24 protein-coding genes, 1 tRNA gene and 3 pseudogenes are annotated in these 26,335 nt (G+C 30.8%); 9 read left to right on the top strand and 19 right to left on the bottom strand.

What is annotated here, in order from left to right; all coding sequences use genetic code 11:
- Positions 1-114: 114 nt before the first annotated feature.
- From L3J35_12315 to L3J35_12300, 4 genes are all read right to left on the bottom strand, one after another.
- On the bottom strand, positions 115-393 hold the full coding sequence (locus tag L3J35_12315) for a Txe/YoeB family addiction module toxin (GenBank protein ID MCF6366970.1): 279 nt from the start codon (positions 391-393) through the stop codon (positions 115-117).
- Complete coding sequence (locus L3J35_12310) at positions 390-641, bottom strand: prevent-host-death protein (GenBank protein MCF6366969.1); 252 nt, start codon at positions 639-641, stop codon at positions 390-392. Before L3J35_12310 ends, L3J35_12315 begins: the two co-directional genes overlap by 4 nt.
- Positions 642-740: 99 nt before the next feature.
- Entirely contained in the window at positions 741-1,343 is a 603-nt protein-coding gene (locus L3J35_12305; protein ID MCF6366968.1) for a hypothetical protein, read from the bottom strand.
- 120 nt (positions 1,344-1,463) lie between these two features.
- Entirely contained in the window at positions 1,464-1,607 is a 144-nt protein-coding gene (locus L3J35_12300; protein MCF6366967.1) for a hypothetical protein, read from the bottom strand.
- Between the two features lie 129 nt (positions 1,608-1,736).
- On the opposite strand from L3J35_12300, the pseudogene L3J35_12295 reads away from it, so the two are divergent.
- A pseudogene (locus L3J35_12295) lies at positions 1,737-2,421 on the top strand (IS1 family transposase).
- Positions 2,422-2,758: 337 nt separating this feature from the next.
- Here L3J35_12295 and L3J35_12290 read toward each other — a convergent pair.
- Positions 2,759-2,843, bottom strand: a tRNA-Leu gene (locus L3J35_12290).
- A 191-nt stretch (positions 2,844-3,034) separates the two neighbouring features.
- On the opposite strand from L3J35_12290, the gene L3J35_12285 reads away from it, so the two are divergent.
- Complete coding sequence (locus L3J35_12285; GenBank protein MCF6366966.1) at positions 3,035-4,564, top strand: PAS domain S-box protein; 1,530 nt, start codon at positions 3,035-3,037, stop codon at positions 4,562-4,564.
- 19 nt (positions 4,565-4,583) lie between these two features.
- On the opposite strand, the gene L3J35_12280 is transcribed toward L3J35_12285, so the two are convergent.
- The 3 genes from L3J35_12280 to L3J35_12270 all read right to left on the bottom strand — a co-directional run bounded on the left by L3J35_12280 (position 4,584) and on the right by L3J35_12270 (position 7,426).
- Positions 4,584-5,843 (bottom strand): adenylosuccinate synthase, encoded by a 1,260-nt coding sequence (locus L3J35_12280; GenBank protein ID MCF6366965.1) that lies wholly within the window; start codon positions 5,841-5,843, stop codon positions 4,584-4,586.
- A gap of 29 nt (positions 5,844-5,872) precedes the next feature.
- Entirely contained in the window at positions 5,873-6,322 is a 450-nt protein-coding gene (locus tag L3J35_12275; GenBank protein ID MCF6366964.1) for a transcriptional repressor, read from the bottom strand.
- 171 nt (positions 6,323-6,493) lie between these two features.
- Positions 6,494-7,426, bottom strand: coding sequence for a hypothetical protein (locus tag L3J35_12270; protein MCF6366963.1), 933 nt, complete (start codon positions 7,424-7,426; stop codon positions 6,494-6,496).
- A gap of 293 nt (positions 7,427-7,719) precedes the next feature.
- Here L3J35_12270 and L3J35_12265 point away from each other — a divergent pair, with 293 nt between their 5' ends.
- Positions 7,720-10,713, top strand: a complete 2,994-nt coding sequence (locus L3J35_12265) for a M1 family metallopeptidase (GenBank protein ID MCF6366962.1) — start codon at positions 7,720-7,722, stop codon at positions 10,711-10,713.
- Positions 10,714-10,740: 27 nt separating this feature from the next.
- On the opposite strand, the gene L3J35_12260 is transcribed toward L3J35_12265, so the two are convergent.
- The 7 genes from L3J35_12260 to L3J35_12230 all read right to left on the bottom strand — a co-directional run bounded on the left by L3J35_12260 (position 10,741) and on the right by L3J35_12230 (position 16,057).
- Positions 10,741-12,405: a SpoIIE family protein phosphatase gene (locus L3J35_12260; protein ID MCF6366961.1), complete on the bottom strand. Its 1,665-nt coding sequence runs from the start codon at positions 12,403-12,405 to the stop codon at positions 10,741-10,743.
- Between the two features lie 17 nt (positions 12,406-12,422).
- Entirely contained in the window at positions 12,423-13,415 is a 993-nt protein-coding gene (locus L3J35_12255; GenBank protein MCF6366960.1) for a dihydroorotate dehydrogenase-like protein, read from the bottom strand.
- An 18-nt stretch (positions 13,416-13,433) separates the two neighbouring features.
- Positions 13,434-13,751, bottom strand: coding sequence for a hypothetical protein (locus L3J35_12250; protein ID MCF6366959.1), 318 nt, complete (start codon positions 13,749-13,751; stop codon positions 13,434-13,436).
- Between the two features lie 29 nt (positions 13,752-13,780).
- Positions 13,781-14,140, bottom strand: coding sequence for a DUF3127 domain-containing protein (locus L3J35_12245; protein ID MCF6366958.1), 360 nt, complete (start codon positions 14,138-14,140; stop codon positions 13,781-13,783).
- Positions 14,141-14,224: 84 nt separating this feature from the next.
- Positions 14,225-14,656, bottom strand: coding sequence for a peptidylprolyl isomerase (locus L3J35_12240; protein MCF6366957.1), 432 nt, complete (start codon positions 14,654-14,656; stop codon positions 14,225-14,227).
- 1 nt (position 14,657) lies between these two features.
- Positions 14,658-15,371 carry an FKBP-type peptidyl-prolyl cis-trans isomerase gene (locus L3J35_12235; protein MCF6366956.1) on the bottom strand — a complete coding sequence of 238 codons (714 nt, stop codon included), beginning with the start codon at positions 15,369-15,371 and terminating at the stop codon, positions 14,658-14,660.
- Between the two features lie 11 nt (positions 15,372-15,382).
- A complete protein-coding gene (locus L3J35_12230) occupies positions 15,383-16,057 on the bottom strand; it encodes an FKBP-type peptidyl-prolyl cis-trans isomerase (protein ID MCF6366955.1) in 675 nt (224 codons plus the stop codon).
- A 290-nt stretch (positions 16,058-16,347) separates the two neighbouring features.
- On the opposite strand from L3J35_12230, the gene L3J35_12225 reads away from it, so the two are divergent.
- Positions 16,348-17,310, top strand: a complete 963-nt coding sequence (locus L3J35_12225) for an AEC family transporter (GenBank protein ID MCF6366954.1) — start codon at positions 16,348-16,350, stop codon at positions 17,308-17,310.
- On the opposite strand, the gene L3J35_12220 is transcribed toward L3J35_12225, so the two are convergent.
- Positions 17,272-17,886, bottom strand: a complete 615-nt coding sequence (locus tag L3J35_12220) for an ACP phosphodiesterase (protein MCF6366953.1) — start codon at positions 17,884-17,886, stop codon at positions 17,272-17,274. The two genes, L3J35_12225 and L3J35_12220, sit on opposite strands and share 39 nt — an antisense overlap.
- Before the next feature lie 72 nt (positions 17,887-17,958).
- Between L3J35_12220 and L3J35_12215 the strand changes: the two genes are divergently transcribed.
- The 4 genes from L3J35_12215 (at position 17,959) to L3J35_12200 (ending at position 20,372) form a co-directional block, all read left to right on the top strand.
- Positions 17,959-18,372 carry a threonyl-tRNA synthetase editing domain-containing protein gene (locus L3J35_12215; GenBank protein MCF6366952.1) on the top strand — a complete coding sequence of 138 codons (414 nt, stop codon included), beginning with the start codon at positions 17,959-17,961 and terminating at the stop codon, positions 18,370-18,372.
- Between the two features lie 87 nt (positions 18,373-18,459).
- The gene (locus tag L3J35_12210; GenBank protein ID MCF6366951.1) at positions 18,460-18,828 is read left to right on the top strand and encodes a radical SAM-associated putative lipoprotein; all 369 of its coding nucleotides are present in this window, start codon (positions 18,460-18,462) and stop codon (positions 18,826-18,828) included.
- Positions 18,821-19,180 (top strand): hypothetical protein, encoded by a 360-nt coding sequence (locus L3J35_12205; protein ID MCF6366950.1) that lies wholly within the window; start codon positions 18,821-18,823, stop codon positions 19,178-19,180. Before L3J35_12210 ends, L3J35_12205 begins: the two co-directional genes overlap by 8 nt.
- A gap of 115 nt (positions 19,181-19,295) precedes the next feature.
- Positions 19,296-20,372 carry a radical SAM protein gene (locus L3J35_12200; GenBank protein MCF6366949.1) on the top strand — a complete coding sequence of 359 codons (1,077 nt, stop codon included), beginning with the start codon at positions 19,296-19,298 and terminating at the stop codon, positions 20,370-20,372.
- A 65-nt stretch (positions 20,373-20,437) separates the two neighbouring features.
- Here the strand turns inward: L3J35_12200 and dnaA are convergent, their stop codons facing one another.
- The 3 genes and pseudogenes from dnaA to tnpA all read right to left on the bottom strand — a co-directional run bounded on the left by dnaA (position 20,438) and on the right by tnpA (position 25,475).
- A complete protein-coding gene (dnaA, locus tag L3J35_12195) occupies positions 20,438-21,862 on the bottom strand; it encodes a chromosomal replication initiator protein DnaA (GenBank protein MCF6366948.1) in 1,425 nt (474 codons plus the stop codon).
- Positions 21,863-22,465: 603 nt separating this feature from the next.
- On the bottom strand, positions 22,466-24,853 hold the full coding sequence (locus tag L3J35_12190) for a hypothetical protein (GenBank protein ID MCF6366947.1): 2,388 nt from the start codon (positions 24,851-24,853) through the stop codon (positions 22,466-22,468).
- Between the two features lie 249 nt (positions 24,854-25,102).
- Positions 25,103-25,475, bottom strand: a pseudogene (gene tnpA, locus L3J35_12185) (IS200/IS605 family transposase).
- 71 nt (positions 25,476-25,546) lie between these two features.
- On the opposite strand from tnpA, the pseudogene L3J35_12180 reads away from it, so the two are divergent.
- A pseudogene (locus L3J35_12180) lies at positions 25,547-26,056 on the top strand (transposase).
- Positions 26,057-26,335: the final 279 nt, after the last annotated feature.

Raw genomic sequence — 26,335 nt, 5'->3', positions numbered from 1 at the left:
TATCTGACATTATTTTAGTTTGTTCATTTTATGTTTGCTTTGTTGCACTCGTTACAACTACTTACATGAATGAAGAGTATAAACGAACGTCAGTGAGATTTATCAGCAGAGGAATTATTTATCTCCGTAATGAGAATAAGCACTTAAGACATATACTGTAACAATTTCAACTTTTACAGAATAAACTAAACGGTGTTTTTTATTTATTCTACGAGAATACAAGCCTTGTAAGTTATGTTTCAATAATTTAGGTTGCCCTATTCCTGTGGTTGGATGCTCTCTTAATTCATTAAGTAATTTTTCAATTTTCTTTAAAGTAGTTTCGTCTCCTGATTTTTTATGTTTCGCAATATCTTCCAATGCAATTTTAGAAAACTCTAATATATAACTCATAAACCTAACAATTCTTTTATTTCATCAGAAGAGGAAATCTTTTTAGTTTCTCCTTTTTGAACCTCTAAAACGCTTTGCTTAATCCGTTTAATCATTTCAGAATTAAAATACATATCATCTTCTGTAACAGGAGTTAAAGCATAGGATTTGTCCTTTCCTCTTTGAACAATAATATGCTCTCCTTTATCTGCTTTTTCAAAGTATAGTTTTTGATTTTGTCTAAATTCTCTACTACTTATTACTAACATAATTATGTTTTTAGTGTACCATTACGGTACAAATATACTATATTTAACCTTAATATCCAAAAATGTTCCATTCTATCCTAGCGGATGAAACATTCCTATTTAAAGATAAACAAAGAAACTGTCTTTAAGATTATCGACACTTTCCGTAACTAAAAGAAATTTAAAGAGTTCTTTTAAAAAAATGTGGCTATGTTGTAGGGACAGTTCGGCAGCTTCTGTTGAGTGGTCGCAGGAAAACAAAGCAAGAGACCAACGACTGACAAGTTCGTTGGTTTTATCTTTAATTTTCATCATCTCATTATCGGTTTCGTTTACTTCAAAGGTTTCACCGAATATGGCTTGCCAAGCCACTGCATTGTATTTGTTTATCTCTGCTTTTGCCCATCGGTCTTCACCGGCAGGTTTTATGCCTTTTGGTGTCAATATTTTTTTATCCGAAGGAATAACTTGTTTGCCGTCTCTGATAATGGTGTGTAGTTCAACGGTATAGCCGTATTGGTTGGCATAATGCCATGCAATCGGATTATCCGGAGCCCAACGCAGTACAATTTCTGTATCCGTAACTTTTGCCAAAACGTGGATTTTGTAGTTTGGGGCTTCGGTTTGGCTTGTGTCTGCCTCTGTAATTTCTTGGGCTGTTGCTTGAAATGACAATTGCAGAAACAGTAATAAGGCTGCTATGATTTTTATTTGATTTCGCATCTATGCTTTTGTTCTCTTATTTTTACATTATACATTTACTACGATAGTTAAAACTATCTGTTATAGCTCGACGTAGATATGCTACGCAAATCTACGCCGAATTGGGAACAAGATTGTTTATCAATTCTTTTTATACCTATCTGTTCTGCCTCTTATTATTAAATAGTTTACACTTTTGTATGAAATAAAAAGATACTTACCGTTCAGTAAGTCGGAATTATTCCAAGTATCCGATTCATCATCGTATGTACCGGAGTAATTCATATTTCCGTCTTCTGTTACGCTTAAGTTGTAATAAACAGTGTCATTGTATGAAGGAGCATCATCAGAAATTGTTTTTACTGCGGGCTTTGCTAAATTGATATAGATTTTGTATGTTTGCAGAAAAACAATATGAAATGTTTAAAATGTGGTAGCAGTAAAAAAGTAAAGAATGGTGTTTTAAAAGGAGTTCAAAGGTATAGGTGTAAGGAATGCGGATATAATTATACTGTTGAAAAACGTTCGGGTGAATATCCAAAAGAAACGAAAAAAAGAAAAGCTCTCCAATTGTATTTAGAAGGACTTGGTTTCCGTTCAATAGGTAGGGTTTTAGGCGTGAGTAATGTTTCTGTGTTAAATTGGATACGAGATTTTGGAGAAAAAGTAAAAGAACTGCAAGCTGATAATTCTTCTATTGAATTTGCTGAATTAGATGAAATGCACAGTTACATCGGCAATAAAAAAACTATTGTTGGATTTGGATTGCTGTTGATAGACTTGGGAAAAGGTTCATCAACTTCGTTATTGGTGACAGAAGCAACAAAACGGCTATCAAATTCTGGGATAAAATAAAAAATAACAAAATGGAGATAATCACAAGTGATTATTGGAAAGCATATGAAGTAATAGTTCCGAAAGCAAAACATATACAATCAAAAGCTGAAACTTTTACGGTAGAAGGTTACAACAGCTTATTTAGGCATTATTTAGCAAGGATGAGACGAAAAAATGTTATTCGAAGAGCAAACAAATGCTGGAATTGTCAATGCTTCTGTTAATGCATAAACGAAACAACACTCTATATATATTAATTTAGCAATGCCTTTGATTTTATTGCATTTAATTTGCTGTCCCAATGCTTTGGTTCAATTTTAATACCTGTTATTTATATATTTCCTTTGTCGGTTCAAATAGCACTCAATATATACCGGAGCTTGACCAATTTTGTCAAATCTTTTATTTCTATTATAGACAATTTTAAATACTGCTTTATTCATTTCAATTGTTTAGTGTGCCACAAATGTACCACAAAATATAGACATTTCAACATTTGATATAGCTATTCTAATATTTTTTGGACAAACAAAAAGCCCTGTTTGAAAAGCAAACAGGGCTTTAACGTTTAATATCGCCTTTTTGTATTTTTTTCAATGTGCCCGGAACAAGAATCGAACTTGCACTCCAAATAATGGAACATGGCCCTCAACCATGCGCGTCTACCAATTCCGCCATCCGGGCTTTTATAAACAGCAATTGCAAAACTAATTTTTTTTTTCTTTTTCAGAAAATAAAGTAAGTATTATTGGATTAAAATTTACAATTATGATATTATTCTGTCAAAATAATTTAATATCACGGATGTTTTTTTGAAAAAATATAATTATATTCACAATTTTGAGTTAAATATATTAGATGCCATATTTTTTTTAATGAAAAATAAGTTTCGACATATTAAGTATTTGCAATCATATAACAATTTATTAAATACTTTTTCAACAGCAATTGAAGAAAGTGTAAATATTATTTTTATTACTGATGTTAACGGATATTTCGAATATGTAAATAAAAAATTTACTGAAATAACCGGCTATAAATTGGAAGAACTAAAAGAAAAAACACCTCGTATTTTAAAGTCGGGTAAACAAAGCGAATATTTCTACAATAATTTATGGGAAACAATTATCTCAGGAAAAACTTGGAGAGGAGAAATCATTAATAAATCAAAAAAAGGAGATTTGTTTTGGGAAAATACAACAATATTCCCTTTAAAAGATGAAAACGGAATAATTACAAATTTTCTTGCTGAAAAAGAAATAATAACAAAAGAAGTAAAGACAAAAGAAGCCCTCATTCAAAGTAAAGAAAATTTTAAGAATATATTTGATTTTGCCGAAGATACAATAATAGTTCATGATTTTTCGGGGAATATGCTTGAAGTAAACAAATCATTTTATGAACGATTGGGTTACACTTATGACGAAGCAATGAAGCTTAATCCTGAAGATTTTGATTTAAACGAAAGTTCTGAAAAATTAGAAGAACGTATAAAAGAAATCAGAGAAAAAGGGTTTTCTGTTTTTGAAACAATTGCAATAAGTAAAGACGGAAAAAGATTATATACAGAAGTTAATACAAAAGTAGTTGATTTTAACGGAAAAAAAGCATTATTAAGTATAGGCAGAGATATAACAAAACGGGTAAACCTGATAAGTGAGTTGAAAAAAGCAAAAGAAGAAGCAGAATCTGCCGGAAATATGAAAGCAGCTTTTTTGGCAAATATGAGCCATGAAATAAGAACACCTATGAACGGAATATTGGGCTTTACAGATTTATTGAAAAAACCTGATTTACCCGAAGAAAAAAAACAAAATTATATTGAAATAATAAGCAAAAGCGGAAACCACTTGTTAAATTTGATAAATGACATTATTGATATATCAAAAATTGATGCGGGTCATGTAAGTATTTTTGAAGAGGAATGTAAGGTTAATTTTTGTATGCTGGATTTACATAAATTTTTTCAAGGCGTGGCATATGAAAAAAGTAACGGAAAAGTTAAGCTTATTATTAATTACGGAATTCCGGTAGGAGAAGATACTATAATTACAGATAAAACAAAGGTCAATCAAATTTTAACAAACCTGATAGGAAATGCAATTAAGTTTACAAATAAAGGGTCGGTTACAATAAGTTCAACAATTTATGAGGAAAAGTTTATTTTATTTTCTGTAAAAGACACCGGAATAGGTTTAACTAAAGATGAAATTAAGATTATTTTTGAACGATTTCGTCAAGCGGATTATTCTACCACAAAAAAATTCGGAGGAACCGGCTTAGGTTTAGCAATATCAAAAGCATATACCGAAATGCTCGGCGGCAAAATTTGGGTTGAATCAAAAAAAGGAAAAGGTGCAACTTTTTATTTTACAATTCCCTATAAAAAAGTGCCTGAGAAATAATAGAATCACTATTTTTCAACTAACAAAATACGGTTTCTTTTCTGTCCGGTCCCGTTGAAACTATTTTTACGGGAACTTCGATTTCTTTTTCAATATAAGAAATGTAATCTTTTAATTCCTTAGGAAACTCATCTTTTGTTTTGCAGTTTTTGAGATTTACATTCCAAGAAGTAAACTCTTTCAGAACAGGTTTAATACTATCTAATTCATTAGGAAAATAATTAATATCATTTTTGCCGTCATTGTATTTTTCCGAAACTTTAAATGTTTTAAAACCTTCCAAAACATCTGCTTTCGTCATAATAAGCTGAGAAACTCCGTTAATTTCAACGGCATATTTTAAAGCAACCATATCAAGCCAACCGCATCTTCTTTCTCTGCCTGTTGTTGCCCCGAATTCATGCCCTAATTCTTGAAGCTTCTTCCCGGTGTCATCAAATAATTCAGAAGGAAACGGGCCGCTGCCTACACGAGTTGTGTATGCTTTAAAAATTCCGAAAACTTCACCTATTTTATTCGGTGCAATTCCTAAGCCCGAACAAACTCCTGCACTGGTAACCTGTGAAGAAGTTACAAACGGATAAGTTCCGGCATTTATGTCAAGTAATGTTCCTTGTGCTCCTTCGGCTAAAATCTTTTTCCCTTCTTTTAAAGAAGAATTAATAAAAACATTACTATTCTTTAAAGTAAATTGTTTTAATTTTTCAATTGCTTCAAACCATTTATTTTCATATTCTTTAATATCGAAATCAAAATCATAAACCCCAAGATGCTTTAAGTGTCTGTTTTTTAGACTATTGTATTTCTTCTTAAAGCTAACTGAATGTATGTCTTTAGCATGAAGAGAATATCGTGCTGTTTTATCAGCATAAGCAGGTCCTATTCCTTTACCTGTTGAGCCTATTTTTGATTTCCCGAGTTCATTTTCATTTGCAGCATCTAATATTCGGTGCGTAGGCAGTATTAAATTAGTTCTTTCGCCTATATATAAATTATCTTTTACACTTTTACCCGACTTTTCAACGTTTTCAACTTCATCAAAGAAAATCACAGGATCAAGAACAACACCGTCGCCTATAAAGTTAATTGTATTATCTCTGAATATTCCGGAAGGAATAAGATGCAAAACATACTTTTCATCATTAAAAATAAGAGTATGACCTGCATTAGGACCTCCCTGAAATCTGGCAACAATATCATACCGGGGAGTTAATACATCTACAATTTTACCTTTTCCTTCGTCTCCCCATTGCAAACCTAATAATACATCAACTTTCATTTGTTTCATCTGTTTCTTAAGACTCTGATTTAATTTTTTTGGCAATCTTCACAGGTACCGTGAAAATATAAAGAATGGTATTTTACTTTAAAATTCATTAATTTACTTATTGTAGTTTGAATATTATGAATGCGAGGGTCACAAAATTCAATAATTTTACCGCATTTATCGCAAACCATGTGGTCGTGCTGTTTATATTTAAAAGAACGTTCAAATTGTGTGATATTTTTCTCAAATTGATGTTTTATAACCAAATTACTGTCAAAAAGTAAATCAATTGTATTGTAAATAGTAGCACGGCTTACTCGGTAATTTTTATTTTTCATTGAAATATATAGAGTTTCAATATCAAAATGTCCGCTTCTCGAATATATTTCTTCCAAAATTGCAAAGCGTTCAGGAGTTTTTCTGTGCCCTTTTTTATCAAGATATTCAGTAAATATTTCTTTTACCGTATTATTAATGTCAATATTATTCATAATGAATCAAAATAAGATGTAAAAATATGATAAAAAGATTCAATATGAAATAAAAGTTTTCTTGATTCTGTATTTTGTTGTATAACACAGCTATATGGCAAAAAGTTAGTTTATCATAAAAAAAGAGAGACCCAAAAGCCTCTCTTTAATTTTTCTTTATCTGTGTTAAAACTATTTTACCACAGGTGCATTTTTTTGAACAATTACGTCAAACTCAATGTAATCTGCATTTGCATCATAAAATGTTCCGTTAATGTTTCCGTCAACAGCAGCACCTACTCTGATTAGACCTTTTTTGCCGTCAGCTAATTCAAAAGCCAAAATAGTTTCAGCAGCATCCGTCCAAGTAATATTTGTAGAAGTGATACCTGTTATTGCAGAAATTGCACTGTCATCATTAATGTCAGCCCATGCTCCTACGTTAGTAAGGTCAGTTGCATCCAAAACTTTAAACCAAGTAGTTTTAGCACTTGTTAATGTATTTCCGTTATTTATGGTGTAAGTTGTAGGGGTTATACTCGGTGAAATAAAATGAGGATAACTAACTCCTTTTGTAAAGTTTCCGTTATAATAATTCAAATCAACTGTTGCAACATTTGTTCCTGCATCTGTCCATGTATAAGCAGTAAAAGAGGTTAATGAAGCAAATTGTTCAGTTGAAGATGTTGTTGCCGGTGCACTGTAAACTCTGACAGCAGACGTGCTTTTAACAATAGTCTCAGGAACAGTTGCCGTAATTGTAGCAGTTGCAGACTTAGTAACACCTTCTTTATCTGTAGCTTCTACGGTAACAGTAAATGATTCTTGTACATCTGTAAAATCAAAAAGAAAGTCATGTGAAGTTTTAATATCAAATTTTGATACATTATCTAACTCAGTAATAGTTCCGCCTACATTTTTTTTGATTACAACTAAGTCCAGTTCGCCTTCTGCAAAAATTGTTCCTGAAACAGAAACAGCTTCTCCCGTTAAAATAGATGCGTTACCTTCTGTAAATGTGATAACAGGTGCTGCAATAGTACTTGGGTCAATTTCATTGTCGCAACTTGTAAATGATAATGCTCCTACAAATAATGCAATTAATAATACATTAATTTTTTTCATAATTTAATAATTTAGTTAATAAATAATATTTATAATTTTAAAATTTTCATACCTTAAACGCATGATGTTTTAAATGATTGTACAAAATTACGAAAAAATGTTAAGAAATCTTAATTTTTCTATTTAAATTATTAAGAGAAGGAATACTACTTATCTAAATTACTGATAATTAATATTTTTTTTTAAATAAAGTTTATAAAAACATTTAAATAATAATAATAATGACAACTATAAGAGTATTTTTGTAAGGTTGATTTATAGTTTCGTTATATTTTGTTTGTAAAATCTGATTTATGAAAACACAATTATATTTAATTACAACAATAATTATTTTTGCCAATTTTAACTTATTTGCTCAAAACTATTTTCATCAGGAAGTTAATTACAATATAAGAGTAAGCCTAAATGATATAAAACATGAATTGTCAGCCTTTGAAACTATTGAGTATATCAATAATTCGCCTGATAATCTTGATTTTATTTATTTTCATCTTTGGCCCAATGCTTATGATAATAATAAAACGGCATTGGCAAAACAAATACTTGAGGATAAGTACGGAAAATTATTTGAAAATGAGGAATTAAGAGGATATATTGATTCTTTGGATTTTAAAGTAAACGGTAAAACGATAAAGTGGGAATATGATAAGAAGAATATCGACATTTGTAAGCTTTATTTAAATACTTCCGTAAAAACAGGAGAAAAAATTATTATAACAACACCTTTTCATGTTAAACTTCCGAAAGGAGTAACTTCAAGATTAGGACATGTAGGTCAATCTTACCAAATTACGCAATGGTATCCGAAGCCGGCTGTTTACGATAAATTCGGTTGGCATCAAATGCCGTATTTAAATCAAGGTGAATTTTACTCTGAATTCGGTTCTTTTGATATTTCAATAACTTTGCCTGAAAATTACATTGTAGGAGCTACGGGTAATTTGCAAAATCAAGAAGAAATTAACAGATTAAATGAATTAGCAGAAAAAACTGCAAAAATTGATTCCTTTAATAAAAAAGATGCTTCTTTTCCCGAATCATCCGAAAAGTTAAAAACTATCAGGTTTATTCAACACAATGTACATGATTTTGCTTGGTTTGCTGATAAACGCTTCCATGTTTTGAAAGGTGAAGTTAAACTTCCCGGTTCTGAGCAAAAAGTTACGACATGGGCTATGTTTCCTAATAAAAATGCTGATTTATGGAAAAAATCCCTTGAATATATTAACGATGCTGTATATTTTTATTCCGAGAAATACGGTAATTATCCTTATAAACACTGTACGGCGGTTCATTCGTCGCTGAGTGCCGGAGGCGGTATGGAATACCCTAATATTACCGTTATAGGAAACTCACGAAATGCACGTTCTTTAGAAATGGTTATAATGCATGAAGTAGGGCATAATTGGTTTTACGGTATTCTCGGTTTTAATGAGAGAAAATTTACATGGCAAGATGAAGGTATTAACAGTTTCAGCGAAGCTCGATACATGAAAGAAAAATACGGTAAAGATGATGTGTTTTATCATTTAGCAGGAATTCCGAAAAATACCGCAGAGTTTTTTGATATTGAAAATTTACGATACAAAACTTTTCAGGAATTGGCTTATCTTGTTTCTGCGCGTATGAATATTGACCAACAAGCATCAATTTCGGCAGAAAAATTCAGTAATATGAATTACGGAACGATAAATTATATGAAAGTTGCTCGTATTTTTGATTATCTGTCAACATACTTAGGTAAGGATAAGTTTGATAAAATAATGCACAAGTTTTATAATGATTGGAAGTTTAAACATCCTTATCCTGAGGACATTCAGAATATATTTGAAACGGAAACAGAAGATGATTTATCATGGGTGTTTGATGATTTACTGAAAACAACAAAAAAAGTTGACTATAAAATAATAAAAGCAAAAAATAATAAAATTACCTTAAAGAATATCGGAAAAATAAATTCTCCTGTTTTGCTTAACGGAATTAAAAATGATTCAATAATTTCTTCTCAATGGTTTTCGGGTTTCAGCGGTAAAAAAACATTTGATTTTAATTCAAGTGTTGATAAAGTTGTTGTTGATGCCGAATTAAATATGCTTGAACTTTACAGAAAAAATAATATTTATAAAACAAAAGGCATATTCAGGAAATTTGAACCGTTAAGATTTAAATTCTTTGGGATACTTGAAAATTCAGAAAAAACTCAAATTAATTTTATTCCGGCAGTCGGGTGGAATAATTACAATAAATTTATGTTAGGTGCAATATTCTATAATTCTGTTTTACCTAAAAACAAATTTGAGTACCAAATTATGCCTATGTATGCATTCGGCTCACAAAATATTGCCGGTTCTGCAAATTTTGCCTATACGTTTTATCCTTATAATAATTTTATTCAAAGTTTAAAATTTTCTGTTTCAGGTAAGCAATATGCTTTTTCTGAGAACTTATTTGAGAATAATTTCCAAAAAGTAAAGCCGGAAGTTAAAATTCTTTTCAAAAATAAAACAGGACGCAGCAAAGTGAAAAATATAATAGTTTTGAATACTATTTTTGCAAGCAACCCTGAATATATGTTTGTTCTTGACGCTGAACAGTTTAATCAATACTTAAATTTTAACTTCTCACATATAAATAACAGAAGTTTTTCCCCTTACATATTTGAGTTTAATTCTACATTTTCGAATATGTTCGGAAAAGCATCGGTAACCGCAAACTATAAAGTTAAATATACAAAAAATAAAGCTGTTGATTTCAGATTGTTTGCAGGAACATTTTTGTATAAAGAAGATAATCTCAACAATGTATATCATTTCAATTTAAGCGGAATATCAGGGCAAAATGATTATATGTACGAGGAAGTATTTTTGGGAAGATATGAACCTGTAAACAACTCTTTCGCAGGAAGTCAATTTGTTGCAAGCGACGGAGCTTTTGTTACATACTCACCGTTCGGAAATACCGATAATTATTTATTATCATTAAATATCAGCTCCGATTTACCTTATTTGCCGAAAATAATTCCTCTGAAGTTATTTTTTAATATTGCATATTTTTCGGAAGCCGAAATTGTTCCTTCAAGGTTTGTTTTAGATAATTTTGCTTGGGAAAGCGGTGTTAAATTAAGTTTATTCAGAAAAAATGTTGAAGTATATCTTCCCTTATTAATGTCGGAAAGGTTAATTGACATTAACGATGTAATGACAGATACTTACTTTGAGAGAATAAGATTTACATTTAATCTTAATAATTTGAATCCGATTAAAATATTAGACAAAAATATGATGTAGGGATTTAGTTAATGTTTAAAAACACGATTATATTTTTATGCCTATAACCAAAATATCATCTGCTTGCTCATGTTTACCTTGCCATTCTGCTAATGTATTTTCCAAAACTTGTTTTTGTTCGTTCATATTTTTATCGGACACTTCTTCCAATAATTCACGAAAACGTTTTTTCATAAATTTTCTTCCGTTATCTCCGCCGAATTGATCGTAATAACCGTCAGAAAACATATATAAAATATCGCCTTTTTGAAGTTGAGCCTTTTTATTTGTAAAAGTTTCGCTGTCTTTTAAATAAACACCTACCGGCATTTTATCTGCCGGAACTTCGGTAAGTTTATTGTTTCTTACTATGTACAAAGGATTATATGCACCTGCAAATTGCATAACAAGGTTTTCCGTATTCAACAAAATTAAAGCCATATCCATTCCGTCTTTTGTTTGATCATCTTCACCTGTTTGGTGTAATGTGTTCTTTACTTTTTCTCTCAAATCATCCAAAATAGTTGACGCAGAACAAGAAGCTGAACTATGAAAATCTTCTGTTACTATTTCATTCATAAAAGCAATTCCGAGCATACTCATAAAAGCCCCGGGAACTCCGTGTCCGGTAGAGTCTGCAGCTGCAAATACAATATTGTTATTAATTTTTTTAAACCAATAAAAATCTCCGCTTACAATATCTTTCGGTTTGAAGATAATGAAATGCTCATTAATAACTTCTTGTATCTGAGAATTCGGCGGAAGTAGGGCTTCTTGTATTCTTCTGGCATAAAGAATACTTGATTTTATCTGTTCATTTTGTTCTGAAATTTGTTCATTTTGTTTTTTAACATGATCGTGTTGATCTTCTATTATTGTTTTTTGTAGGTTGATTTCATGATTTTTTTGAGTTAATTCTTCATTTATAGATTTTAACTCTTCATTTTTTTCTTTAACCTGCTCATGCTGATCTTCAATAACCTTTTTTTGCAAACTTATTTCTTTATGTTTTGCATGAAGTTCATTATTTGTTGTGTTTAATTCTTCATTGGTATTTTCTAATAATATGTTTTGTTCTTCAATTTTTTTCTCATACCTTCTTCCCACAAGTCTTGCCATTAAAGTTGCAACTATTGCAGAAACTATACTTATCACGAGAAAACCCAAAAGAAACATTTCTTTTTGGCTCATTATTTCAGCCCTGATGTTTTCTATGTTTTCATGTGCCGAAATCATCCACCCCGTTCCTTTTACGGGAACCATATAAGCAATATCAGTTCCGTTTTCTTTATGGAATAAACCTCCTGTTGCAAGACCTTCCAAAATAACATTTCTTGTTTTGTCAGTTTCACCTGTTTCTGCATTTTCAAAACTCATGCTTGCAGGAAGTTTCATTCCTATTTGGTTTTCGTCAGGATGACAAATCATTTCTGCATCATATTTATCAAACATACATAAAAAACCTTTTTCAGCATCTGAACCTACGAGAGCAGTTTGCAAATTATCTCTGACTTCTTGCTTTGAGCTGCCGTTTTTAAGTTGATTTTCAAGAAAAGCAGCCATATTTTCTGCTTGCCTTTTATTAATATCAAGTTGTAACTCTATATACTTTTGTTGCATATAATTTAATGACAAAGTCATTCCGGCATATCCGAAACCGATAATTACAACAGCAACAAGGACAAAGGTTAACAGATAAAGTCTGGTTTTCATAATGTTTTTTTATTGTGTTAAGTTATATCTCTTGCCGAGAAATATCGCATAAATTGTACGCGTTCATATAATGCCGGATTTTCAGTATGCTTATGGCTCATTAATCCTTGAAAGTAAGATAATTTATCATAATTTTTTTCGGCCATATAATTTTCAAGTTCAGTAAGCATTTTTTTGATTACCCCTATGCCGTTTTTATACATTGCAGATACAATTTGAACTGCATCTGCTCCTGCTAAAATTTGTTTAATTACACCTTCTCCGTTATGCACACCGGTTGAAGCAGCTAAATCGCACGAAACGTTATTTGAAGAAATTGCTATCCAACGTAAAGAAGTGGGTAATTCGCTCGGTGTACTGAAAATGTTTACCGGTATTATTTTATTTGAGTTTATATCAATATCAGGGCTGAAAAAACGATTGAACAAAACCAGACCTTTAATGTTTGTTTCTGATAATCTTTTAATCATACTTCCTAAATTTGTAAAATAGTAGCTCATTTTAATAATAACAGGAATTTGAATTGATGAAGTTATTTTGCCTATAATATCAAAATAAATTTGTTCTTTTTCTTTACTTGTTTTTGATGTGTCGGTAGGTGCTATGAATATATTAAGTTCAACAGCATCTGCCCCGGCTTCTTCAATTTTTTTTGCAAAGAATGACCATTCATGTGTAGAAACACAGTTGATACTTGCAATTACCGGGATTGAAACAGCATCTTTTGCATCTTTAATCAATGAAATGTAATTATCTAAATTGTCCTGTTTGATTTTGTAATCAAAATAATCTAAATCAATTTCATGTCTGTTGTCAGATTGTGCTTCTTGTAATATTTTTTCGTATTCGTTTGTTATTTCTTCTTCAAAAATTGATTTTAATACGATTGCTCCGGCACCGTTTTCTTCAATTTCTTTAATATGTTCAATTGAACCTGTTAAGCCGCAACTTCCGGCAATTATCGGGTTTTTAAGTTTTAATCCTGCAAATTCTGTTGATAAGTCTGTCATTATTTCTTTTTTAAAGAGTTATTTATTGCTGAGATAATCAGGGTTTTCTATTAATTCCATTTCACATGCCGGGCAAATGCCCGACTTATCTGAATTCCCTTCTTTGTCCCCCAAAGGACAAATATATTTTGATACAATTATTTCTTCTTTTTCTGTTACTTTTACAACTGTATCTGTTTTAATCAAAGTGTCTGTTTTTGTAATAGGTTTATTTATTACCTTTACAGTTGTTGAATCTTTATTGTTTTTTATTTCATCGGAATTATCAGATGAGCAAGAAATTAAAACCGCCGTAAATACCGAGAAAAAAGCTAAAATAATTGATTTATATTTCATTATGTGTGATTTAAGTTACATTCTGCATATTAAAACGGAATTTCTTCTTCTTCCGGAGGAGGAATGTCATCTTCGTTAAACGGCGGTGGCTCTTCTTCGTTTTGAACAGATGATTGTTCTGCTTTTATTATTTTCCATGCTTTTAAATCTGTGTACCAACGTTCGTTATACTCTCTTGATTCCGGATTGAAACTTACTGTTATTTTTTCTCCTTCATTAAGCGGTTTTAAGGCATCGGTTTTATCTCCCCATGCGGCAAAACATATTTTCTTCGGATATTGATCTGTTGTTTCAATTACAAACTCTTGCTTTACCCATTTTCCGAATTTTCCTTCACCGGTTTGTTCCGGTAATTTTTTGATTAATTTTCCTGTTATTTCTAAACTCATTTTTATATATTTTTCTAAATACCAAAGTTAAAAAAAAAGTCTCAATATTAAAATTGAGACTCTTTTTTTATTAACTTGCCATACTTAATCTATTACAATTTTCTGAATTTTGTCGCCTTGTTTTATTTGATTAATTACGTCAATACCTTCGGTAACAATTCCGAAACAAGTATGAACACCGTCGAGATGTGCAGTATTTGTTCTGGAATGGCAAATAAAAAACTGAGAACCTCCGGTATCTTTACCTGCATGAGCCATAGACAGAACGCCTGTGTCGTGATATTGTTTGTCTCCGCTTGTTTCGCATTTTATGCTGTATCCCGGTCCTCCCATCCCGTTTCCTTCCGGGCATCCGCCTTGAATAACGAAGTCCGGAATTATCCTGTGAAAGTTTAAGCCGTCGTAAAACCCTTCTTTTGATAATTTTACAAAGTTTGCTACCGTTTCAGGAACTGCATCATTGTAAAATTCAACTTTCATGTTCCCTTTTTCTGTATATATTGTTCCTGTTGTCATTTTATTTCTTTATAATTGAAATTAATTCTACTTTAAAAATTAATGTGCTGAACGGTTTAATACTTCCGCTTCCTCTTTCTCCGTATGCTAATTGATAAGGAATATATAATTCGTATATACTTCCTTCTTTCATTAATTGTAATGCTTCTGTCCAGCCTTTTATAACTTGGGTTACACCGAATTCAGCCGGTTCTCCTCTGTCGTATGAGCTGTCAAATTTAGTTCCGTCAATTAAAGTTCCTTCATAATGTACTTTAACTTTGTCACTTACAGTTGGGGTTGCTCCTTTTCCTTCTTTTATAACTTTATATTGTAGCCCGCTTTCTGTTGTTATTATACCCTCTTTTGCAGCATTTTCTTCTAAAAATTTTTGTCCTGCTTCTAATTCAGCTTTAAACTGAATCTTATTTTGTTCCAGTTGTTTTGCTTCTTGTTCTGCCCTCATTTTCATTGAAAATGCCGTTAAGGTTTTACTTACCTCTTCCTTGGTCATAATGCTCGTATCTTCAGCAAAGAAATCTTTCATTGCTTTTGACAGTATGTTAATGTCAATGCTGTCTAATTTGCTTTGTTTAAAATTATTTGCAATGTCTTGACCTATTGCATAGCTTAATGAGTCATCAAAATTCATTAAATTTACTTTTGCGTCTTCGTTGTTTTTACAACTTGAAAATACTATTACTGATACAACTACTGATAATACTAACTTTTTCATTTTTACTTAATTTATTTAACAATTGAAATTAATTCTACTTTAAAAATTAATGTGCTGAAAGGTTTAATATGCTGACCTGCCTGACGAGAACCGTATGCTAAATCATAAGGAATATATAACATCCAAACAGAACCTTCTTTCATAAGCTGTAATGCTTCTGTCCATCCTTTTATAACCTGTGTTACACCAAATTCCGCAGGTTCTTCTCTGTCGTATGAGCTGTCAAATTTAGTTCCGTCAATTAAAGTACCTTCATAATGAACTTTTACTTTATCGGAAGATGTTGGTGTATCTCCGTTACCTTCTGTAATAACTTTATATTGTAAACCGCTTTCAAGAACTTTTACTCCTTTTTTATTTGCATTTTCCTTTAAAAATTTCTCTCCTTCTTCTACGGTTGGTCTATATTTTTTAGATTCTTGATTCTCAAAATGATTTTGAATTAATTGATTTGCATCATCTGCTGAAATTTTTGTTTCTTTATTGTAAAAATCTTGAAATGCTCTTCCGATTGCTTGCGGGTTTAAATTTTCAATTTTTTGCTTTGATAAATTATCTGCAATGCTGATACCGAATGCATAGCTTAAAGAATCATTTTTATTTTTCATTTTAACATTTTTAACTTTTTGTGCATTAATACCGACTGAAACAGTTAGTACTAAAATTGAGATTAATATTTTTTTCATATTATTAAATTTAACTTATTTGTTTTAAAAGATACAAAGTTAGAAAGTTGAGCGGAATATTAAAATTTTGTTTATTCAACTTACTTAAAGTTGTTATTTTTATCATTTGTAAAAAGTCAAATATAACTAAGTGTTTAAACTGAGGATCTTTAAAATTAGCGATTATCCTACCTTATTTGCACATTATAAGGATGTTGCAGACTGAATTGCTCATTTATGTTCAGGAGTTACGGTTCAGCAATAATTCATCAGTTCTTTTTTTATTATACTTTTGTCCGAAATAATTATTTATGGAAAGTATTTTCTTTGCCGGTTTTTTTAGTATGTCGGAAGCACTGGCAAGAGTGTTTATAATCATCATTTTTGCCGGTATCTTGGTAAGAAAAAGAATAATAAGTCAAGAGCAAATTAATGCACTTTCAAAAGTTACCGTTATTGTTTTTTTACCTGCATTAGTTTTTGCAAATACTACCGAAAATTTTGACCCTGAGAAACTGCCTTATTGGTGGATTTTGCCGATACTCGGTATTTTAATGAGCACAATCGGATTTTTATTTGCTTACGGAGTTTTTGCAATAGATTTCAAAAAGCATAAGAACCTTACTGCAATTGCTTCTATGCAAAATGCAGGATATTTAGTTTTACCAATCGGACAGGTAATTTATCCCGAACATTTCGGAGAGTTCGCATTAATAACTTTCCTTTTTATTTTGGGTTATAATCCTTTGCTGTGGACACTCGGAAAATATCTTTCAACTTCTTCCGATGCAAAAGTTAAATTTACATATTCCGACTTAATTACACCGCCTGCAATTGCAAATATTTTATCTTTATTGCTGGTTCTCTTAGGTTTACAGGATATATTTCCTGCGTTTTTTACTGATTCCGTTAGCCTTGTAGGAGAAGCAGCAGTTCCTGTTGCAACATTTGTGCTCGGTGCAACACTCGGAACTGCATCATTACGGAAATTTCCTAAAATTTGGAATATAATCCGTGTTATATTTGTAAAGTATGTGTTACTTCCCGTTACAACAATTGCTGTTTTGTTATGGTTAAAAGTTGCCGACACAAATCCTTTACTTGCCGATTTTTTTGTAATTCAGGCAGCGGCAGCACCTGCAACCGGATTGATATTGCAAGTAAGAACCTATGGCGGAGATGTACAAAAAGTTGCAGAGATGATGGTAATTACATATATTGCTTGTTTGCTTGCTTTACCCTTTTGGATTGCTGTTTGGCATGTGTTGGTTTAAAGCATTGTTTTCTGTAACATAATTTTGAATATCCTGAAAGAAGCTTTTGAACTCTTTTCCAAATGAATCATAATAATTATAAATTATCGGCATTGCTTGTTTTGTATTATCAGGCATTGAGGTATAAATTGCCATTTTATTATAAACATCTTCAATACAATTTAAGTCTTTATAACACAACAATCGTTTATTCCCGATGAACGGGTATGCAAAACGTCTTGCTTTTTTGGGAAGTTTACCGAAACGATTAATAATTATTCTGTGAAATTCATTTACATAAGATTCAATGCTTTGTGTTGAATAATCAGGCCAATTCGCTGCTAAAAAGTGGTCGTAAAGAATATCAACGGCAACACCGGCATATTTTCCGTATGCAGGACGCAACCGAACAATGCTTTCACGAACAATGGGGTGGGAATCGGTATAAGAATCAATATGTCTGTGCAGGATAATTCCTTTTTGAACATCCGGAGAATATTTGTTAAATTTTTTACCTTTTATCCAATCCCCTATGAAATTGCCGAATTTTATATCGTCATCGTTTCCGGAAAGATAAATATGTGCAAGAAAGTTCATATTATCAAATTTGCAATTCTTAAAATTAATATACATTTTTGAAAAAACAAATAATCATATAAATAATACAAAATGAAACTGTTAATGATATACGTTAAAAAATTTTCTTACACGCCTACAATTAAAACTTTGGAAAATTTTGAAGACCATACCGAAGGACAAACTTTTGAAAATGCCTTAGTCGGCTTTATTCAGGCCGAAGAACACGACACGGAAAAAGAAATATTAAAAGTTGAAAAAAACTTAGCAAAAAACTTAAAATGGGGAGCCAGAAAAAATGATTGCAATTTTATAGTTTTACATTCTTTTGCTCATCTATCGGAAAGTAAAGCATCGCCCGAATTTACAAAACAAGTTTTTGATTTAGCCGAAAAAAGATTGAAAAATGTAAATTATGAAACAGCACAAACACCGTTCGGGTATTTTCTTGATTTAGAAGTAAATGCTCCCGGGTTTTCGCAAGCCAGAATGTTTAAAAGTTTTTAAATTTTGATTTTTAAAAAATAAAATTAACAAATATTAACATTTGTAAGTATATTTTTGTATATTTGAGTTTAATTAAATTATAAAACAATGATATTAAAATTTAAAAAACAAATAACTCTTCTTTTTGCGGGGTCTTTTTCTATGGTTTTGGCGGCTTGTTACGGTATGCCCGTTGATATGGAATATCAAAAAACGGTAAGAACTGTTAACGAAAAAAATGAAGCAATTCCCGGCTTACAAGTTCAACTTACAAATAACGGAAACAGAATATTAGAAGAAGTTACCGGTGCTGACGGAACAATAAATTATTCTGATTTATCGGAAAATTTCGAGAATGACTACAAAGTTATTATTAATGATATTGACGGGGAAGAAAACGGCGGATTTTTTGAAACAAAAGTTGTTGATATTGTCGATTCTTTAAATTATTATGAAGTAAATATGAATAATGAATAAAGTTTATAAAAGATTTTATCAAATTCTCAGTCTCGGGTCTTTAACAATTGCATCATGCCAAATGAAATACGGAATGCCTGCGGACATTGATTATTACAAAGCCGTAAAAACTCAAACAGAAACAAATGTTCCCATAAAGGGTTTGTCAGTAAGTTTGATTCATAATTCTGACACTTTAGCAGCAAAATATACAAATGAAGAAGGAGTAGTTTCTTTCGATTTTGAATTTTATGATGATGACAGTTCAAAAGTTTTGATTGAAGATATTGACAGTGAAGAAAACTTCGGAAAATTTCAAACAAAGACAGTAACACTTACTGAACCTGATACAACAATTGTTATAATGAAATAATATTTGTGAATTAGTGATTGTTTAAAAATAAATCAGTAAAACCATTTGAAAGTAAATTTACAACTACAACTTTGATGGCATAGCTGTTTTATAACAATAAAATAAAGACAGATGCATGATAAAAAAAATTAAGAATAAACTGCAGACGAACTTTCATAACAAATATAAACAACTTGAAATAAAAGACCATAATTTACTCTACCTTTTTTTAGAAATCACACGTAAATGCAATTTAAGTTGTTTGCATTGCGGTTCAGATTGTATTGCCGATTACCGATCGCCTGAATTAACAACTGAAAGTTGGTTGAAAATAATAGATTACATTGCAGATAAATATTCTGAAGAGCTTGCATTTGTAATTACCGGGGGAGAACCTTTGGTTCACAAAGATTTATTAACGATTACTAAACATATTCAAAAAAGAAACCGCCGTTGGGGAATGGTTTCGAACGGAATGCTATTGAATAAAGAAAAATTTGATAAATTAATTGATGCAGGTTTATACAGCATAACTTTAAGCCTTGACGGAACTGAGAAATCTCATAACAAACTTCGCAACAATAAATTATCTTACCAAAAAGTTTTAAATGCTCTTGAATTGGTCGGAAAATCAAGTTTGAAATTTAAAGATGCAGTAACTTGTGTTTATCCGGATAATATTAATGAATTGGATGACGTAGCAAATATTTTAATTGAAAAAGGAATAACAACGTGGCGTTTGTTTCGTATTTTTCCTTCCGGAAGGGCTTTTGGAAATCCGGTAACGCAATTATCATTTGCACAAACACAGGAAATGTTAAATTGGATTAAAGATAACAAAAAGAAATACAAAGAAAAAGGTTTAAAAATAAACCTAAGTTGTGAAGGTTGGTTGCCTTTTGGTTTTGACAGACAAGTAAGGGACGAGCCTTTCTTTTGTCGTGCAGGGGTTAATGTGGCATCTGTCCTTGCAGACGGAAATATTACAGGATGTTCAAACAATGATGAAACTTTTTATGTCGGGAATATATTAAAAGATGATTTTTCAAACGTTTGGGAATATAAATTTGATGATTTCAGAAAAAGAACTTGGGTTGAAAAAACAATATGCAATAGTTGTGAACATTTGAAAGATTGTAACGGCGGTTCAATTCATTTGTGGAATTTGGGAGATGAAAAGCCTAAATTTTGTTATACGAAAGAAATAATATAAAAAAGCCGATTTAAAATCGACTTTACACACTTTACCGGATAGTGCTATTTAAAATAGTCTTTTTTTTATTTATAAGCTTCAATACGCTTTTCAATATCTTCAATTTGCGATTGTAAATTTTTATCGTAAGAAAGTTGGTCTTTTATAACTTTATCGGCATATAATACAGTTGCATGATTTTTTCCTCCTATTTCGGCACCTATTGTTGACAATGAATATTTAGTAAATCTTTTTGCAAAAAACATTGCAATTTGCCTTGTTTGAACAATTTCTCTTTTTCTGTTTTTAGATTGTATTGCTTCAATATTTATATTGTAATAATCACAAACAACTTTTTGAATATGTTTTATCGTAATTTCTTTTTTAGGTTTTTTAGCAAGATTATCAATTTTTGATTTAGCAAATTCAAATGTGATTTCTTCTTTTATTAATGTTGCATGGGCTAATAATGAAATTAATGCCCCTTCTAATTCTCTGATGCTTCCGGTAATGTTTTCTGCAATATAATTAATAATTGTTCCGGATATTTCAATACCTTCTTTTTCAGCTTTTTTATTTAAAATAGAAACACGTGTTTCAAAATCAGGAGCTTGAAGTTCTGTTGTAAGAGCCCATTTAAACCTTGATATTAATCTGTTTTCCAATCCTTTTAATTCTGCGGGAGATCTGTCGGATGTCAAAATAAGTTGCTTGCCTGCTTGATGTAAATGATTAAAAATATGAAAAAAAGTATCCTGAGTCCCTAATTTTCCTGCGAATTCATGAACATCATCAATAATTAGTACGTCTATCATTTGGTAGAAATGCAAAAAATCATTTCTTGTGTTTTGCCTTGCGGCATTGGTAAATTGCAATTCAAATCTTCTCGCAGGAACATAAAGAACTATTTTTTTCTCTCCGAAATTTTCTTTTACTTCAATACCTATTGCTTGGGCTAAATGTGTTTTTCCCATTCCGGATTTTCCCCAAATAAAAATAGGGTTATACGGATTATTCCCGGGGCTGCTGCCAATCATTTTCCCGGCTGCAACCGCAATATTGTTGCATTTACCTAATACAAAATTCTCAAAACTGTAATTATTATTAAGATTTGATTTTACCTGTACTTTTTTTATTCCGGGAAGAATATCCGGATTTATGGAACTTTTGTTTTTTAAGGGAATATTAATACCCGGGTTTTTTAAATTTGCTCCGTTATTGCCGGGATATAAAACTTTTGAATTTGTATAATTTGAATTATCAATTACAATACTGTATTTTAGTTTAGCATTACTGCCGAGTTCTTTCTTTATTACTTTTTTTAATAAATCAATATAATGCTCTTCAAGAAATTCATAAAAAAATTGACTCGGAACATTAATAGTTAAAACACTTCCATCCAATTTTTCAGGAATTATCGGTTTAAACCAAGTATTAAAAGTTAATTCAGTTAAATTATCTTTGATAATGCTTAAACATCTGTTCCAAATTTCTTTATGGTTTTTTGTCATTTACGGTTCTTTATTTAAGTCGAGTTTTTGTGCTTTTTTTATTTTCGGGATTGTAAATTTGTAAATAATTTTCTTCTAAAAAAAATCCTTTTTTATTTGATTTTATCAAAAAAAATCTATTTAAATAGTTTTCAACATATTAATCAGGAATAAAAAAATAAAAAAAAATAAAAAAAATACAAGTATCATATAATCAGTGATATGGAATATGTGTTATGTTAATTAATTGTTAATAAGTGATTTATTCAAATAATACCGCATGTAAAGTAATAATGACTATTGTAAAGTCAATGTAACTTAAAAGTTGCTATCAATTTTAATAAGAATAAATTAGGTATTTTTGAATTTTATTAAGTTGAAATTTAGAGAGGTATTTTGTTTTTATTTATTATTCCGGAAATTTTCACTATAATGTCCTTTAAAATATTTTTTTAAATAGTTGAATTTTGCTTATTTGCCGGATAAGTTCAGGGCAACAGACAAAAATGGTTACTGTTTTTTATCAAAATTTCATCGAAAAAATTTCAATAGGCTCTGCCTTTGGGTGGTGTTTATGAAAAAATATTAAATACCGTAATATCACTGTATCGCTAAAATATTTAATTATTCTCTAAATTTAAGTATTTCAAAAGAATTCCCCCCGAGTATAATTTCAAGTCCGTTATTATTTGTTGTGAAATTAGTTTTAAAAAGTGCTTTTAAGTTTTTATTATCAGTTTTTATTTCAAATGTTTTATTTTCTTTGCCGGAATTAATTATTACATAAACCGTTTCATTAAAATAATTTCTTGAAAAAATAAAACCGGTTTCAGTTGCTTCAATTATTTGCAAATCTCCGAACATAAGAGGCATTGAGCTTTTTCGAAAATGGAGTAATTTTTTTGTGATGCCTTTTAATTCTTTTTCTTTCAGAATAAGATTGTCAAATCGCATCATTTTTTGATTATCGGGGTTGCTGCCTCCCGGAATGCCTATTTCGTCTCCGTAAAAAATTACGGGAATACCCGGAATTGTTGAAACTATTGCATTAAGAACAGCACATTTTTTATATCCCGCAGTATCTAAAACGCCTACTTCTCTTGTCCAACCTGCAAGTTTGGCATCTTCGTCAAAACGCAAACTTCCCGATGCGTAGGAAATAAATCTGCCTCTGTCTTGGTTGCCGGTTATGTTGCCCATTAAGTGATTTGAGCCGTAATATTTCTGACTTGTTTTCAAAACTCTTGCAAGATTTTCAAAAGAACCGTTTTCGGTAATTGCCGAAACCATAGCATCATAAACATTGAAATCAAATTGAGCATCTAGCTGCCCGGTGTTTACATAGGAACTTATTAATTCAGGCGAACCGTAGGTTGCTCCAATCTGAAACAGCTTTTTGTTTTGCGGAATTTCAACTTGTATTTTTAATTTTTGTGTTAATGTTCTCCAAAATATTTCAGGAATATGTTTTGTTGCATCGTGCCTGAAACCATCCAAATTGTATTTTTTTATCCAATATACGGCACTGTCCGACAACATATTATAAACTTTCGGGTTTGATAAATCCAAAGTCGGAAGGAACACATCAAACCAAGTTGTAAGGCGTTGTTCGTCCCAAAGTTCCGTGTTTAGTCTTCCGTCGGGCAAATATAAACTTGTTGCCCAATCTTTATGTTGTTGATATATAGGATGTTCTTGATGAACATGATTTGCGACAAAATCCAACAGTACATTCAAATTATGTTTATGTGCCTTTTCAACCAATTGTTTTAGTTCTTCTTCCGTTCCGAAACGTTCATCAACTTTTGTAAACGAAACAGGCCAATATCCGCGATATGCCGAGAATTTTGTTTTCGGATTAAGATACATTCCCCAAGCACCTTCGGGGTTTTTCACAACGGGAGAAATCCAAATCGTATTTATTCCCAAATCATCAAAATAACCGTCTTCAATTTTCTGAATTATACCGGCAATATCACCTCCGTGAAAATTTGCTTTCGGGTGAATTGCTCCTTTTGTGGGCTTGTTGTTTGCAGGATTTCCGTCATTAAATCGGTCAACAAAAGTGTTGTATAAAATTGCCGAATGGAAATCGCTTCTTGTTAATTTTTTTGCATCGGTCAAAACTTGTCCGTTTTTTATCGGTATCAGCAAATCGTTTGAAACTCCGTAATCGTTATATGCCCAAATTCTTATGTATGCCAAATCTTTTTCATTTTCATCTTTCGGAATCACAATTTGAAAAGTGTCTTCTTTAAGGTTAAAGAAGCTTTTGTCGAGTTCAAAGTTTCTGTATGTTGCCAATAATTCGGTAATATTGTTTTTGTATGTAATGTTTATAATATTAGGCGAATAGCTGTCGGTAAATATTTGCGGAAGTTTATCGTCTTCAATTAAACCTGCCTTTAAAACCGAATTTAAATTGCCCATTCCGGTGTTTATTTTATCAGGATTTGCAGGGTCGAGCATTTCCCTGCCGTCAATAACAAAAAGATATTGATATGTTCCGGGGTCAATTTCAAATTCGATTTCCCAAATTCCGTTTTTTAAAACAAGATTTGTATTATTAGGATTCCAAGCATTTATTTCGCCTTTTATTTGAACTTTTTTATATGTTTTCCCTTGAGGATTGAATGTTATTTGCTGCTTTATTTTTTCGGATTTTTTTAAAAGTATTGAATATTCAATATACCCGATGTTTAATTTTAAAAAACTCAATTTTGGCAAATCATCCGAAATAATTATTAATTTTATTTGCAGGCTGTCTTTTGAAAGTTTGTGTTGAATGGCTTCGTGCGTTTTAATTTCGATTATTTCAACATCTTGCGGAATGTAATCTTTTAAGAAAATTGTTGTTGTATCTGTCCTAAGGTTTACAGGGCTTGCAAGTCCGACAATGAAATTTTCTTTCGGAAAGCTGAATTCTTGTACATTTTCGGTATCTTCATTATTTTTACATGAAAATACAAATATTGAAATTATAAGAAATAAAAATAATGGTAGTTTCTTCATGATTTTTTCCTTTTAAAGATATTACAAATATATCAGAAAAAATCAAATATTTATTGAAACAGAACCACAACTATCCGAAATTTTACCGCAAATTTTAAAAAAATGGGATTATTCAAGCGAACCAAAAATACAACTAAACCACTATGGATTAGAAATCCATAGGTTTAACAAAAAGAAAAATGAAATTTTTCATTCTAATATCCAATTACCTTTCTCTGAATTTGGCTTGTCTCGGTGATGTTCAAGGTATTATTGAATCATTTCATCTAGTTATATTACCGGTACTCCAAACTCCATAACCTATTGCCCAAAAGTGACGACCCAAATAGCGATTTTTTAATTCAAGAAATTCAAGTTGTAGTAAACGAGAACTCCTTCCTTTTATTTTCTTTACCAAAACACTTATACTCAAAGACGGTGAATACTCAATATGAATGTGAACATGGTCTTTACTTACTACTCCTTTTAATATTTGAACGTTTTCTGTATTACATGTCTGAACTATCAAATTCCTACATCGCTTTTGAATATCTCCTTTTAAAACATGATAACGATATTTTGTTACCCAAACTATATGTGCCGTTAAACGACTTACTGTATGTGAACTCGTTCTATAATTCATACAGTAAAAGTAAAATTTTACAGAAACTAAAGTAACTGCAATAGAATTGCAGAGTTTTAACTTACAAATTGAAAATAAAGATTAATACATTATACGAAACTGTTGAAGAATTGGATTTGCCGTATAAGACAGACCAAGATATTTTAAAAGATGAGATAATTAATATTAACATCAGATAAAGCTAAAAAGACAGGCATTTATAAACATAAATTACGTCTTGTAAAAGTTTACAAAGAAGATGAAAATAAGGTTATCAGCATAATATGCAATAACTTAGACCGGAGTGCAAGAACAATTGCAGATTTATATAAAAAACGTTGGGACATTGAATTATTTTTTAAAGCATTAAAGCAAAATTTACATATAAAAACGTTTGTGGGAACAAGTGAGAATGCTGTAAAATCGCAAATTTACACAGCCTTAATAACATATCTGTTATTGCAATTAATAATAAGAACAATAGCAAAACAAAGCAAAGGCTTTTCAAATTTTGCAGAAAAAATCAGAATATGTTTATCATTTTATCTGTCTCTTGTGATTATGTCTGTAATCAAATAAATGAAGGTGCTAAAAGAATTAAAATTCAAAAACAACAAGAGTTAGTTCCAAAACCTGACTTATTTTCTTATAATATCAAAAATGATTACCTGTTTATAAGGGGTTCAGAAGAAATTATGTTAATTTTAAAAAACTTTCGGATTAAAGTACAATAAGATATAGTTTATTCATTTAGCTTAATTCTACTTTACTAAGTTAAAATTTCCTGTTTTTCAGCTTGTTTCCTGTAATTTAGGTCAATATCGTATTTTCTTTTCTTGTGTCTTTTTTCCATTTGTTCAAGTCTAATTGCGACATCTTTT

The sequence above is a fragment of the Bacteroidales bacterium genome (assembly GCA_021648725.1).
Taxonomy (GTDB): Bacteria; Bacteroidota; Bacteroidia; order Bacteroidales; family JAADGE01; genus JAADGE01.
Note: the sequence above shows the minus strand (reverse complement) of the source record. Positions and strands in the feature narration are given on the sequence as shown.

Excerpts from the sequence above, each read along its gene's own strand:
- L3J35_12315 (MCF6366970.1), bottom strand. The coding sequence starts at position 393 with ATGAGTTATATATTAGAGTTTTCTAAAATTGCATTGGAAGATATTGCG.
- L3J35_12310 (MCF6366969.1), bottom strand. The coding sequence starts at position 641 with ATGTTAGTAATAAGTAGTAGAGAATTTAGACAAAATCAAAAACTATAC.
- L3J35_12305 (MCF6366968.1), bottom strand. The coding sequence starts at position 1,343 with ATGCGAAATCAAATAAAAATCATAGCAGCCTTATTACTGTTTCTGCAA.
- L3J35_12300 (MCF6366967.1), bottom strand. The coding sequence starts at position 1,607 with ATGAATTACTCCGGTACATACGATGATGAATCGGATACTTGGAATAAT.
- L3J35_12285 (MCF6366966.1), top strand. The coding sequence starts at position 3,035 with ATGAAAAATAAGTTTCGACATATTAAGTATTTGCAATCATATAACAAT.
- L3J35_12280 (MCF6366965.1), bottom strand. The coding sequence starts at position 5,843 with ATGAAAGTTGATGTATTATTAGGTTTGCAATGGGGAGACGAAGGAAAA.
- L3J35_12275 (MCF6366964.1), bottom strand. The coding sequence starts at position 6,322 with ATGAATAATATTGACATTAATAATACGGTAAAAGAAATATTTACTGAA.
- L3J35_12270 (MCF6366963.1), bottom strand. The coding sequence starts at position 7,426 with ATGAAAAAAATTAATGTATTATTAATTGCATTATTTGTAGGAGCATTA.
- L3J35_12265 (MCF6366962.1), top strand. The coding sequence starts at position 7,720 with ATGAAAACACAATTATATTTAATTACAACAATAATTATTTTTGCCAAT.
- L3J35_12260 (MCF6366961.1), bottom strand. The coding sequence starts at position 12,405 with ATGAAAACCAGACTTTATCTGTTAACCTTTGTCCTTGTTGCTGTTGTA.
- L3J35_12255 (MCF6366960.1), bottom strand. The coding sequence starts at position 13,415 with ATGACAGACTTATCAACAGAATTTGCAGGATTAAAACTTAAAAACCCG.
- L3J35_12250 (MCF6366959.1), bottom strand. The coding sequence starts at position 13,751 with ATGAAATATAAATCAATTATTTTAGCTTTTTTCTCGGTATTTACGGCG.
- L3J35_12245 (MCF6366958.1), bottom strand. The coding sequence starts at position 14,140 with ATGAGTTTAGAAATAACAGGAAAATTAATCAAAAAATTACCGGAACAA.
- L3J35_12240 (MCF6366957.1), bottom strand. The coding sequence starts at position 14,656 with ATGACAACAGGAACAATATATACAGAAAAAGGGAACATGAAAGTTGAA.
- L3J35_12235 (MCF6366956.1), bottom strand. The coding sequence starts at position 15,371 with ATGAAAAAGTTAGTATTATCAGTAGTTGTATCAGTAATAGTATTTTCA.
- L3J35_12230 (MCF6366955.1), bottom strand. The coding sequence starts at position 16,057 with ATGAAAAAAATATTAATCTCAATTTTAGTACTAACTGTTTCAGTCGGT.
- L3J35_12225 (MCF6366954.1), top strand. The coding sequence starts at position 16,348 with ATGGAAAGTATTTTCTTTGCCGGTTTTTTTAGTATGTCGGAAGCACTG.
- L3J35_12220 (MCF6366953.1), bottom strand. The coding sequence starts at position 17,886 with ATGAACTTTCTTGCACATATTTATCTTTCCGGAAACGATGACGATATA.
- L3J35_12215 (MCF6366952.1), top strand. The coding sequence starts at position 17,959 with ATGAAACTGTTAATGATATACGTTAAAAAATTTTCTTACACGCCTACA.
- L3J35_12210 (MCF6366951.1), top strand. The coding sequence starts at position 18,460 with ATGATATTAAAATTTAAAAAACAAATAACTCTTCTTTTTGCGGGGTCT.
- L3J35_12205 (MCF6366950.1), top strand. The coding sequence starts at position 18,821 with ATGAATAAAGTTTATAAAAGATTTTATCAAATTCTCAGTCTCGGGTCT.
- L3J35_12200 (MCF6366949.1), top strand. The coding sequence starts at position 19,296 with ATGATAAAAAAAATTAAGAATAAACTGCAGACGAACTTTCATAACAAA.
- dnaA (MCF6366948.1), bottom strand. The coding sequence starts at position 21,862 with ATGACAAAAAACCATAAAGAAATTTGGAACAGATGTTTAAGCATTATC.
- L3J35_12190 (MCF6366947.1), bottom strand. The coding sequence starts at position 24,853 with ATGAAGAAACTACCATTATTTTTATTTCTTATAATTTCAATATTTGTA.